This window comes from Mesorhizobium sp. B2-7-1 (genome assembly GCF_006440735.1).
Classification (GTDB): Bacteria; Pseudomonadota; Alphaproteobacteria; order Rhizobiales; family Rhizobiaceae; genus Mesorhizobium.
This window is the reverse complement of the sequence record NZ_VFUA01000159.1, coordinates 1-10,940: the sequence shown is the minus strand read 5'-3', so window position 1 is coordinate 10,940 and position 10,940 is coordinate 1. Positions and strand designations below refer to the sequence as shown.

Genomic DNA, 10,940 nt, shown 5'->3' with positions numbered 1-10,940 from the left:
CCGACGGCCCTTTAAAGCCTTCGCCAACCCAACGCTAACCGCTGCGCTCCCTGTGCAAAGCCCTCACGAGGGGAGAAGGGAAAACTGCACAAAAATTTCATCTTCGATTCACGAGATAGCCGGCAAAACGTCATTGGCGAGCCATCTTTGACTGCCTATCTAAGCGCCATGCGGGCAGGCATCGAGGAGGCGACGGATGAGCGAGAGCATCAACACCCTGGACGAGCTTTTGAACGACCCGATGGTCCAGCTCGTGATGGCGCGTGACCGTGTGCGTCCGGCCGAGCTTCGCCTGCTTCTGGAAAAGGCTCGCGACAGGGCGGGCGATGATTCCCGCATCGACCGGGCTTCGGTGCCACCTGCGCATGTGGTGGCAAGAAGCTGCCTGAAGCAGTGGCTCTACCGCTGAGGCAATTCCAGGAAATTGGTCAGCTCGAATTTGCCGGCAGGTAACTGTAATGACTGCGCAAATAGGCAAGCTTGAAGCCGAGCCGGTCGTAGTTGCGATAGGCCGGCCCGTCGCGATCGGGGTGCGGCGCCTCGATGTCGGCGACAAACAGTTTCGCGCCGGCGGCGATGCCGTCGCGAACCAGCCTTTCCCCAAGCCTGGCATCAAGATCGAAGCTCGGCGCCATGATGCCCGGCACCGGCGCGTCGATGCCGCTCCAGGCAGTGCCGTCTGAGATAAAGAGCGAGCGGACCGCCTCCACGGCGCCTCTGCGTCTCAGCATGTAGTGATGCCAGCCCTTGCGGCCGACAAGCGCCGTGAGCCAGGGCGAGGTGGGCAGCCTGTATCTGGCATCGATGAAAGAAGCCCATTCGGAGGCTGTGCCGGGCGTGACCTCCTCGACCACCAGATCGTCAACCGGGATCAGCGGGTCGCCCGGGAAAAGCGGTTCGTCCGCCAGCGGGGTCGCGTCGCGATAGATGCGCTCCCAGCCGCCTTGCTGCTGCATCCCGCGCGCCTCCAGCCAGCATCTCAGCCGCGACGGTTCGGTGTGTGGACTGGTGTAGAACCACGGCCGCATGATGCCGGCCGCGCGGTAGTGCGCGAGCAGCGCGTCGACTTGTTCCTCCGTCGCCGGACCATCGACGCCGATATTCTTCACGCAGTTGAAATGGATGAACGGGATCGTCGTGCAGGTGGTCCAGACGAGGTCGCCGTCGCTCGCGATCGAAAGCCCTTGCCGGGCCGCGAAATCCGCGGGCGCCGCTTCGTAAAGGTCGAGCCATGCAGCGACTTCGGCGCGTTCGATGGCGCGGCTGATATCGCGCGACACCTCCTCGATCGCGATTTCCGGGACGTGGGTTTGCGGCGGCACGACTGGCTGCAATTCCGAGAGGGCGGCGGTCGACATGGCATGCTCCCCGATTTACCTTACAGTGTAAGATTAGTGGAGAATAATATAACGACGCCTGTTGTCAAGCAGGATTAGCGGCACCTTACAAATCCGTGAGTTGGAATCACGCTATCGTGAGGCTAAGCCTGTCCTCGATGGGCTTTCGATGACGATTCATTTTTGCCTCGGATAATGAGCGGGGCACGGGGAAAGGACCGGGATGACCGACGTCTGCACTCAAGGACTGGACACCGGCTTTGTCGGCCTGGGTTATGCCAAGGTGGCATTTCTGGGCGTCGTGCAAGGCATCACGGAATTACTGCCGATCTCGTCCACGGCGCATATGCGCATCGTGCCGGCCGTGCTCGGCTGGCAGGATCCCGGCTCGGCCTTCTCCGCCGCCATGCAGTTGGCGGCGCTGGCGGCGGTGATCAGCTATTTCTGGAGCGATGTCAGGGACGTGCTGTTCGGCTCGCTGTCTGCAATCTCGCGCCGTGATTTCAGCGACCGCCATTTCCGCCTGGCGGTCAGCATCGTGCTTGCCACCGTCCCGATCGTCATTGCTGGCCTCGCGCTTTCCGGCGTGCTCAATGCCTGCAATTCGCCCTTGCGTGGGCTAGCCGTCATCGGCTGGGCCTGTATCGCCATGGCGATCCTTTTGGCGCTCGCCGAGATATTCGCCAGCCACAAGCTCATGCTGCGCCAGGCGTCGATCCTCGACGCGCTGCTGGTGGGCGTCGCCCAGGTCGGCGCGCTCATTCCCGGTGTCTCGCGCTCGGGCTCGACGCTGACGGCGGCGATGGGGCTGGGCTTTGCCCGGCCGGAGGCGGCGCGCCTGTCGTTCCTGCTCGGCCTGCCGGCCATAGCGCTCGCCGGACTGAAGGAGCTCTATGAACTGCACAAGGTGCATCTCGACGCGCATGGATGGTCGATTCTGGCCGTCGGCCTGATCGTCGCTTCGATCTCGGCTTTCTTCGCGATTTGGGGGCTGATGCGGGTGCTCGAGCGCTTCTCCGCCTGGCCGTTCGTCATCTATCGCGGCCTGCTCGGCGTGGTGCTGCTGATCGGCGTCGCGACCGGCTGGCTCACCTGAGGAATTCCAGGAAGGATGCCCAGTGGTTTTCTGTCCGTGAATGCGTGAGGACAAAGGCTCTAGAGGCCTTGACCGAATCCGCTATATCGACAGCTGACGCTCGGGTGCGCTGATGGATATTGTTACGCTTCTGCAGTCGGTTCCTGTGCTGGCCACGCTGGTGAAGTCGGCGTTGCCTGCCGCCGTTGGCGCCGGCATGGGCCTTGGCCAATGGCTGGCCGCGCTGCCGCCCTGCCGCAACCAGACTTTCGAGAACGCGGCCTACCTCGTCTGCGAGGCCGATCCGAAGCATTTCTCCATCGAGCTGTTCTGGAAGAACAAGGATGGTGACCTCTACCGGTCGCTGCACAATCTGCGCAGCGCGCAGCAGGCGACGGGGCGCACCCTGCTCTTCGGCATCAATGCCGGCATGTATCATCCGAACCTCGCGCCGGTCGGGCTCTATGTCGAACGCGGCGAGCAGGTCACGCCGGCGAGGACCGGATCGGGAACCGGCAATTTCTCCATGCAACCGAACGGCATCTTCTATCTCAGCGCCGGCAAGGCGGGCGTTCGCGCGACCAGGGATTACCTGAAGCGTCCGCCGCGCGTGGACTACGCAACGCAGTCCGGACCGATGCTGGTCATCGACGGCAAGCTGCATCCGAAATTTCAGGCCGACGGCACCTCGCGCAAGATCCGCGATGGCGTCGGCGTGCGCGCCGACGGCGTCGCGGTCTTCGCGATCTCGGACGACGTCGTGACCTTCCACGAATTCGCGCGGCTGTTCCGCGACCAGCTCGGCTGCCCGAACGCGCTTTTCCTCGACGGTTCGATCTCGAGCCTCTACGCGCCCGGGATCGGCCGCAACGACGATTTCTGGAATCTCGGGCCGATGATCGGCGTGTTCAGGCGGTAGCCGACCGTCTTCGGCGTCATCCCCGAATCATCCGATCGCGCCAAAAGTAAATTTTGATTCAAACTTTGTTGGTAATTTCTCATTAGGAATGGGGGTTCCGGTGGCGCTGTTCCTGCCTTCGGTCTGTTTTGTTTTGCGTACAGGTCAAAGATGCGGATTTTTGGCGTCGTCAGTTTCGTGCTCGCATCGCTATGCCTTGCCGGCTGTTCGTCCACGTCGGGCGTCGATGCCTTGCAGATGCCGTCCAACGAGACGACGAGCTCGGTCGTGCGGCCGAGCGCGCCGGTGTCGAAGGGCGTGAGGACCGCCGTGGCGGAAAGAACCGTCGAGACCGCGTCGATGTCGGGCGTGGCGCGCATCAAGCCGCCGGCGCCTTTGCTCGACGAGGATAATGCGAGCGCGAGCGACGAGAATTCGCGCCCATTTGGCCTCGCCGAGGAAGAGACGGTGAATTTCCCGGCGGCCGACCTGCCGGACGGCGTCGGGCCGCCGGTGCAGGAGGCAGCGCTCGTCTCGCCGCCGAAGCGGCTGTCGCGCGCGGCGCCTGCGATGCTTGCCAGTCCGGTCACCCGCTATGCGTTCCGCGACGCCAAGCCGATCAATTTCGGCCGCTCTTCGCCTCGCCATCTTGCCGTGCACGGCGTCGACGTCTCGCGCTGGCAGGGCAACATCAACTGGGAGAAGCTGCGCGCCCAGGGCGCCAACTTCGCCTATATCAAGGCGACCGACGGCGGCGATCATCTCGACCCGATGTTCATGAAGAACTGGCGCAACGCAGACGCCGCCGGGCTGAAGCGCGGCGCCTATCATTTCTTCTACTGGTGCCGCACCGCCGGCGAGCAGGCCGACTGGTTCATCCGCAACGTGCCGAAGGTCGACGGCGCGCTGCCGCCGGTCATCGACGTCGAGTGGAATGGCGATTCCTCCTGCAAGCGGCGGCCCTCGCGCGAAAAGGTGCTGGAGAAGATGCAGGTGTTCATGGACAAGCTGGAGCGTCACTACGGCCAGCGCCCCGTCATCTACACCAGCCCCGATTTCTACCGCGACAATCTGCAGGGCGCCTTCCAGAACTATCCCTTCTGGCTGCGCGCGGTGGCGGCGCACCCGTCAAAAGTCTATCCGGGCCGCAAGTGGCTGTTCTGGCAGTATTCCGGCTCGGGCCTATCGCATGGCGTGAGCGGCCGCATCGACCTCAACGTCTTCCACGGCGACGAGCGGCAGTGGCGGGCGTGGCTGGGCGGTGGGCAGATGGTGGCCGACGCGGACTGAGGTGCGCCGATATTCAGGTGAGGCCGGCCTGCAAACGAAGGCCCAGAAGATACTGACCTTGCCGAAGGCAACGCTATAGCCCAAGGGCGCGAAAGCCTGTTCGTAGAAGAGCTTGCTCTTGGCGAGGTCGCTGACTTCAATGGTGATGTGATCGATCATTCAGCGAACCTGCAAAACGTTCGGAAGGAGCCGGTGTGGGAGCGCTGTAGCGCTTTTTGCCAAAGCCGCTATGCCTGTACGTATTCCGTCAAGCTGACGGCTTTAGGCACTTCCAGCCCATCGGCAAGTAGGCCTTCGATGTGAAAGCGTATTGCGTCGCGGATTTCGCTTTCCACTTCGGGTACCGTTGCGCCGGTCGCGATGCAGCCTGGTAGGTCCGGCACATAAGCAGAAAAGTTGTCGCCAGCTTTTTCAATCACCACAGCATAACGCATGTCGTCACTCCTTCAGGCCAGACTGCTTGAGGATGCTGTTCAATGTTCCGGGAGTAACATCAGACGGCTTGCCGGCCACGGTGACGTGGCCGCCGCGGCTGACCGGTTTTAATAGTCGGAAGATGCGCCAAGCCTCCGAACTTAGAAGAAGACGATCGTCGCGGCGGCTCAATCGCGCGTCGCAAGATTACGGTCTTCATGCCTGGCAAACGCAAGCCTCGCAAAGATATCCCCTGAGAACTTTCAACAAGCTGACCAGGAAGGGATACGAACCGGTCGAGCCGAGACGCCAGGCTGTTCCGCCGTAGCATGGTCCCAAAACTTGCAGGGCTCCGTTCCCATATAGTAGGACTTCGGTTGTGGGCCAACGGTTTCATCCGTGCGATCGACGATGCTGCCGTCTATTGTTCGCCGCTTATCTTTACTGAAATCTGTTTGATCGCGGACTGGAACAAAAAGCTGGGGTTGTAATATGGAAACCTTCGAAAAGGTCCAAATTCCTCACGCCGCCTTAGAGACGTTCTGCAGCCTTGTTCTGCAAAGCCATGGTGCTCCCGAGCCTGCTGCAGCGGCCTGTGCCCGTGCACTGTCCGAAGCATCGCTTCGCGGCGTTGATACCCACGGTGTGCGCCTCCTCCCGCTTTATGTTCAGTGGATCAAAGGGGGGCGACTGAATACGTCCGCCAATATAAAATACTCGAAAGTCGCGCCAGGCTTGGGCGTCGTGGATGCAGACGGGGGGTTCGGTCATGTCGCAAGCTACCGCGCGGTCAACGAAGCGATCGCGCTCGCGAAAGAGGCCGGCATTGGAGCAGTTGCCGTCCACCGCACGTCACACCATGGCGCCACAGGGACATACGCTCTCCACGGTGCGTCCCAGGGTTTCGTAACCTTCGGGTTCACGCAATCCGGCCCAGGCGTTGTCGCGCATTCCGGACGAGAGCCTTTCCATGGAACGAATCCGATCGCCTTCGCGGTTCCGCTTGGACGCGAAGAACCCATGCTACTGGACATGGCGACAAGCTCTATCCCTCTCAACCGGATATATCTCCGGCGCGATACCGGCACTCAATTGCCGGAGGATGTCGCGGTTGATCAAGAGGGGCGGATGACGACCGATCCGTATCGTGCGGTATCTCTTCTGCCGCTGGGTGGAGTCGAATATGGATACAAGGGCGCCGGACTGGCGACAATGGTTGAGTTGCTATGCACGATGTTCACGGGCAGCGCTGCAGCCGTTACCTTGCCGGCTTTAAATGACGTCAGCAGGGGTAAGCCCAGTCCACTAGGTCACTTTTTCTTGGTGGTGGACGGAGCACGCTTTGGCGGTATGGCACCGCTGCTGGAAGTGGCTTCAAGTCTCGTAACTAAGCTTCGTGCTTGCGAGGGCGTCGCCGGCGGCCAAGTTATGGCGCCGGGCGATCCCGAAAAACTTGAAAAAGTGCGACGGTCTGAAACCGGCGTGCTGGTCGACCATGCGACTTGGCTGCGACTCAGTGAACTGGCGAACGAAAAAGCTTTGCCGATTCCGGCAACGCTTGCGTAGCAAGGCCGGTTAACCAGGAACCAAGCACCGGTTTACCCGTCTCGACAGCATAGTCATATTCCTCCGTCTGATGCTACTGATCCATATTTTCCGGATACGGTCATTATGTAATAGTCACAAATGTCAATAACGGTTTTGATAAATTCAAAGGTGTCTTTGTCCGAAGCGGGAAAGAACTCTATACCGGATGGAATGCAATCCAAAGTCCTGCGCTCGAGGCGCAGGACTAATTTAGTCCGTAGAAGAGGTTTTGCGAAGCTCCTCAGCTGCACCCGCTCGTCGATCCGCACGTGTCGCACTTCTCGCAGGTGCCGTTCCGCACCATGGTGAAGTTGTGGCACTCGGAGCATTCGTTGCCAGTGTAGCCCTGGAGAAGCGACTGCTGGCGCCTCGTCGCGGCGAGCTTCTTTGCCTCGGCGACCTCGTTGGCGGCAGCGTCGGTGAAGAGGGCTTCGGCGCCGCCGGCGGCCTCGGCTTCTTCTTCCACCATGTCCTCGGCCAGTTCCCTGGCACGCTCCTCATAGTCGCGCTTGTAGGCGAGCGCCTCGTCGCTGGCCGGCTTCAGTGCCAGAACGTTGGAGCCGGCAAAGGCGGTTGGTGCGGCGCGGGCAGGGGCCGTGGTCGGAGCCGGGCCGCCAAAACCCTTGGGCTCGCTGCCGATGCCCGACACCAGCTTCACCGGCGAGGCGCCGCGATAGAGGCCCTTGGAGAAGGGCGTCGCCTTGCCTTCGGTGATGCCGCGGCCGAGTGCCGTCTTGTCGAAGTCCGACTGGTCGACATGGGCGAGGTCGTGACGGCCGAGATAGGAGACCGCGAGCTCGCGGAACACGTAGTCGAGGATCGACGTGGCGTTCTTGATCGCGTCGTTGCCCTGCACTATGCCGGCCGGCTCGAACTTGGTGAAGGTGAAGGCCTCGACATATTCGTCGAGCGGCACGCCATATTGCAGGCCGAGCGAGATCGCGATGGCGAAGTTGTTCATCATCGCGCGGAAGGCGGCGCCTTCCTTGTGCATGTCGATGAAGATCTCGCCGAGGCGGCCGTCGTCGAACTCGCCGGTGCGCAGGTAGACCTTATGGCCGCCGACGACCGCCTTCTGGGTGTAGCCCTTGCGGCGGTTCGGCAGTTTTTCGCGGTCGCGGTAGAGCCGCTCGATGACGCGCTCGACGATCTTTTCCGTCACCTGCACGGCGCGCTGCGCGGCGGGTGCGGCGATCAGCTGCTCGACCACCTCGTCCTCGTCTTCCTCGCCATCGGCGAGCAGCGAGGCATTGAGCGGCTGCGACAGTTTCGAGCCGTCGCGATAGAGCGCGTTGGCCTTCAGCGCCAGCTTCCACGACAGCATGTAGGCGTTCTTGGCATCCTCGACCGTCGCCTCGTTCGGCATGTTGATGGTCTTGGAGATGGCGCCCGAGATGAAGGGCTGTGCCGCGGCCATCATCAGGATGTGGCTGTTGATCGAGAGCGAGCGCTTGCCGATCTTGCCGCACGGGCTGGCGCAGTCGAACACCGGCAGATGTTCGGCCTTCAGGAAGGGCGCGCCTTCGAGCGTCATGGCACCGCAGACATGGATGTTGGCGGCGTCGATGTCCTTCTTGGAGAAGCCGAGCGCCGGCAGCATCTCGAAGGAGATGTCGCCAAGCTGCTCGTCGGTGAAGCCGAGCGTCTCCTTCACCCAGTCGGCGCCCAGCGTCCACTGGTTGAACACGAACTTGATGTCGAAGGCCGACTTCAGCGCCGCGTTGAGCGCCGCGATCTTCTCGTCGGTGAAGCCCTTGGCCTTGAGCGAGCCGGGGTTGATGCCGGGCGCCTGGTTCATGTTGCCATGGCCGACGGCGTAGGCCTCGATCTCGGCGATCTGGCTTTCTGAGTAGCCCAGCGTGCGCAGCGCTTCCGGCACGGCACGGTTGATGATCTTGAAGTAGCCGCCGCCGGCGAGCTTCTTGAACTTCACCAAAGCGAAGTCGGGCTCGATGCCGGTGGTGTCGCAGTCCATGACCAGGCCGATCGTGCCGGTCGGCGCGATGACGGTCGCCTGCGCGTTGCGGTAGCCGTGCTCCTCGCCGAGCTCGATGGCGCGGTCCCAGGCGGCCTTGGCATGCTCGGCCAAAGCCTGCTGCTTCAGGTCGGAGGCGACCAGCGGCACCGGGTTGACGGCGAGCTTCTCGTAGCCGTCCTTGTCGCCATAGGCAGCGCGGCGGTGGTTGCGCATGACGCGCAGCATGTTCTGGGCGTTGCGGTCATAGTCAGGGAAGGCGCCGAGCTCGGAGGCCATTTCGGCCGATGTGGCATAGGCCATGCCGGTCATGATGGCGGTGAGCGCGGCGCAGATGGCGCGGCCCTCATCGGAGTCGTAAGGAATGCCCGAGGTCATCAGCAGGCCGCCGATATTGGCGTAGCCGAGGCCAAGCGTGCGGTAATCATAGGAGAGCTTGGCGATCTCCTTCGACGGGAACTGCGCCATCATCACCGAGATTTCGAGCACGACGGTCCACAGCCGAACGGTGTGCTCGTAAGCGGCGATGTCGATCGTGCCGTCTTCGTTGCGGTAGGGCAAAAGGTTGATCGAGGCGAGGTTGCAGGCCGTGTCGTCGAGGAACATGTATTCCGAGCACGGGTTGGAGGCCCGGATCGCACCGGCGGAAGCGCAGGTGTGCCAGTCGTTCATCGTCGTGTTGAAGTGCAGTCCGGGATCGGCGGAAGCCCAGGCGGCATAGCCGATCTTTTCCCACAGGTCGCGCGCCTTCAGTGTCTTCAGCACCTTGCCGTCCTTGCGGGCGGTGAGCTGCCAGTCGCCATCGGCCTCGACGGCGCGCAGGAAGTTGTCCTTCAGCGACACCGAATTGTTGGAGTTCTGGCCGGAGACGGTGAGATAGGCATCCGAATCCCAGTCGGTGTCGTAGGTATTGAACGACATCGAGGTGTAGCCCTGCTTGGCGAACTGGATGACGCGGTAGATGTAGTTCTCCGGCACGGCATCCTTCTTGGCCGCCTTGATCTCGCGCTTCAGCGCGGTGTTCAGCGCCGGGTCGAAGCAGTCGTCGTCATGGCCTTCGCAATTGACGCAGGCCTTCATGATCGCTTCGAGGTGCTTCTTGACGATCTTCGAGCCGGTCACCAGCGAGGCGACCTTCTGCTCCTCATTGACCTTCCAGTCGATGAATTGCTCGATGTCGGGATGGTCGGCGTCGACGATCACCATCTTGGCGGCGCGGCGCGTCGTGCCGCCCGACTTGATGGCGCCGGCCGCACGGTCGCCGATCTTGAGGAAGCTCATCAGGCCCGACGAGCGGCCGCCGCCGGAAAGCTTCTCGCCTTCGCCGCGCAGCATCGAGAAGTTCGAGCCGGTGCCGGAGCCGTATTTGAACAGGCGCGCCTCACGTACCCACAGGTCCATGATGCCGCCCTCGTTGACGAGGTCGTCCTGCACGCCCTGGATGAAGCAGGCATGCGGCTGCGGGTGCTCGTAGGAGGACTTCGACTTGGTCAGCTTGCCGGTGAAGGGGTCGACATAGAAATGGCCCTGGCTCGGACCGTCGATGCCATAGGCCCAGTGCAGACCGGTGTTGAACCATTGCGGCGAGTTCGGCGCGACACGCTGGGTGGCGAGCATATAGGCGAGCTCGTCGCGGAAGGCGCGCGCGTCGTCCTCGGACTTGAAGTAGCCGCCCTTGTAGCCCCAATAGGTCCAGGTGCCGGCAAGGCGGTCAAAGACCTGGCGGGCATCGGTTTCCGAACCGTAGCGCTCGGCCTCGGGCAATTTGGCGAGCTCGGCCTCGTCGGCGACGGAGCGCCACAGGAAGGACGGGACGCCGTTCTCCTCGACCTTCTTCAGCCGCGCCGGCACGCCGGCCTTGCGGAAATATTTTTGGGCCAGGATGTCGGCCGCGACCTGGCTGAACTGCGCCGGCACATCGATGTTGTCCAGGCGGAACACCACCGAGCCGTCCGGATTCTTGATCTCCGACAGGGCCTTGCGGAATTCGATCTCCGCATAGGCTGACTGGTCTGGCTTGGTGAAGCGACGCTCGATGCGCATTGGTCCGGTCCCTTTTGTCTATATATAGCGCTTTTCCCCGGGGATTTCTGCCCCGCTAGGCGAAAAGCGCGGTCCGCCGTTTGCCGGCATCACAGGCGACGCCGACACTCCTCGTCGCGGGCGCAGCCATGCAGACACGCAAACGCCTTTCCAGGCGCTTACCCAGATTGCAGGCCGACCCGCGGGTCCCTCGAAACTGAAACTTTTGTCGATTCCCTCCGTAGAGGGAGGTTCACACTATCTAGCGTCTAGCCTGCCTGCAAACACTAAATATAGTGTTAACAGATCATTTTTTCCAGGCCGACAATTCTCCCTTTCGCC

General features: G+C 62.1%; 9 protein-coding genes and 1 pseudogene. 5 read left to right on the top strand and 5 right to left on the bottom strand.

Going from position 1 to position 10,940, the window contains the following annotated elements; translation table 11 throughout:
• Positions 1 to 196 precede the first annotated feature (196 nt).
• Positions 197 to 409 (top strand): hypothetical protein, encoded by a 213-nt coding sequence (locus FJ471_RS32790; protein WP_140809787.1) that lies wholly within the window; start codon positions 197 to 199, stop codon positions 407 to 409.
• 19 nt (positions 410 to 428) lie between these two features.
• On the opposite strand, the gene FJ471_RS32785 is transcribed toward FJ471_RS32790, so the two are convergent.
• Positions 429 to 1,358, bottom strand: coding sequence for a hypothetical protein (locus FJ471_RS32785; protein ID WP_140809785.1), 930 nt, complete (start codon positions 1,356 to 1,358; stop codon positions 429 to 431).
• A gap of 202 nt (positions 1,359 to 1,560) precedes the next feature.
• Here FJ471_RS32785 and FJ471_RS32780 point away from each other — a divergent pair, with 202 nt between their 5' ends.
• The 3 genes from FJ471_RS32780 to FJ471_RS32770 all read left to right on the top strand — a co-directional run bounded on the left by FJ471_RS32780 (position 1,561) and on the right by FJ471_RS32770 (position 4,600).
• Entirely contained in the window at positions 1,561 to 2,433 is an 873-nt protein-coding gene (locus FJ471_RS32780; protein WP_140809783.1) for an undecaprenyl-diphosphate phosphatase, read from the top strand.
• 112 nt (positions 2,434 to 2,545) lie between these two features.
• Positions 2,546 to 3,331 carry a phosphodiester glycosidase family protein gene (locus FJ471_RS32775; RefSeq protein ID WP_140809781.1) on the top strand — a complete coding sequence of 262 codons (786 nt, stop codon included), beginning with the start codon at positions 2,546 to 2,548 and terminating at the stop codon, positions 3,329 to 3,331.
• A 150-nt stretch (positions 3,332 to 3,481) separates the two neighbouring features.
• Positions 3,482 to 4,600, top strand: coding sequence for a GH25 family lysozyme (locus FJ471_RS32770; RefSeq protein ID WP_140809779.1), 1,119 nt, complete (start codon positions 3,482 to 3,484; stop codon positions 4,598 to 4,600).
• A 36-nt stretch (positions 4,601 to 4,636) separates the two neighbouring features.
• Here FJ471_RS32770 and FJ471_RS35455 read toward each other — a convergent pair.
• Together FJ471_RS35455 and FJ471_RS32760 are read right to left on the bottom strand one after the other, a co-directional pair.
• Positions 4,637 to 4,759 (bottom strand): annotated as a pseudogene (locus tag FJ471_RS35455) (VOC family protein); the annotation flags it as partial.
• A 68-nt stretch (positions 4,760 to 4,827) separates the two neighbouring features.
• Positions 4,828 to 5,034 (bottom strand): type II toxin-antitoxin system HicB family antitoxin, encoded by a 207-nt coding sequence (locus FJ471_RS32760; protein ID WP_140809777.1) that lies wholly within the window; start codon positions 5,032 to 5,034, stop codon positions 4,828 to 4,830.
• 472 nt (positions 5,035 to 5,506) lie between these two features.
• On the opposite strand from FJ471_RS32760, the gene FJ471_RS32750 reads away from it, so the two are divergent.
• The gene (locus FJ471_RS32750) at positions 5,507 to 6,580 is read left to right on the top strand and encodes an Ldh family oxidoreductase (RefSeq protein WP_140809773.1); all 1,074 of its coding nucleotides are present in this window, start codon (positions 5,507 to 5,509) and stop codon (positions 6,578 to 6,580) included.
• A 53-nt stretch (positions 6,581 to 6,633) separates the two neighbouring features.
• Here the strand turns inward: FJ471_RS32750 and FJ471_RS32745 are convergent, their stop codons facing one another.
• Both FJ471_RS32745 and FJ471_RS32740 read right to left on the bottom strand, forming a co-directional pair.
• Positions 6,634 to 6,930 (bottom strand): DUF4062 domain-containing protein, encoded by a 297-nt coding sequence (locus FJ471_RS32745; RefSeq protein WP_210242069.1) that lies wholly within the window; start codon positions 6,928 to 6,930, stop codon positions 6,634 to 6,636.
• A complete protein-coding gene (locus tag FJ471_RS32740; RefSeq protein WP_140809771.1) occupies positions 6,843 to 10,619 on the bottom strand; it encodes a vitamin B12-dependent ribonucleotide reductase in 3,777 nt (1,258 codons plus the stop codon). Before FJ471_RS32740 ends, FJ471_RS32745 begins: the two co-directional genes overlap by 88 nt.
• Positions 10,620 to 10,940 lie beyond the last annotated feature (321 nt).

Coding starts and splice junctions, on each gene's coding strand:
- FJ471_RS32790 (WP_140809787.1), top strand. CDS start 197: ATGAGCGAGAGCATCAACACCCTGGACGAGCTTTTGAACGACCCGATG.
- FJ471_RS32785 (WP_140809785.1), bottom strand. CDS start 1,358: ATGTCGACCGCCGCCCTCTCGGAATTGCAGCCAGTCGTGCCGCCGCAA.
- FJ471_RS32780 (WP_140809783.1), top strand. CDS start 1,561: ATGACCGACGTCTGCACTCAAGGACTGGACACCGGCTTTGTCGGCCTG.
- FJ471_RS32775 (WP_140809781.1), top strand. CDS start 2,546: ATGGATATTGTTACGCTTCTGCAGTCGGTTCCTGTGCTGGCCACGCTG.
- FJ471_RS32770 (WP_140809779.1), top strand. CDS start 3,482: ATGCGGATTTTTGGCGTCGTCAGTTTCGTGCTCGCATCGCTATGCCTT.
- FJ471_RS32760 (WP_140809777.1), bottom strand. CDS start 5,034: ATGCGTTATGCTGTGGTGATTGAAAAAGCTGGCGACAACTTTTCTGCT.
- FJ471_RS32750 (WP_140809773.1), top strand. CDS start 5,507: ATGGAAACCTTCGAAAAGGTCCAAATTCCTCACGCCGCCTTAGAGACG.
- FJ471_RS32745 (WP_210242069.1), bottom strand. CDS start 6,930: ATGCTCCGAGTGCCACAACTTCACCATGGTGCGGAACGGCACCTGCGA.
- FJ471_RS32740 (WP_140809771.1), bottom strand. CDS start 10,619: ATGCGCATCGAGCGTCGCTTCACCAAGCCAGACCAGTCAGCCTATGCG.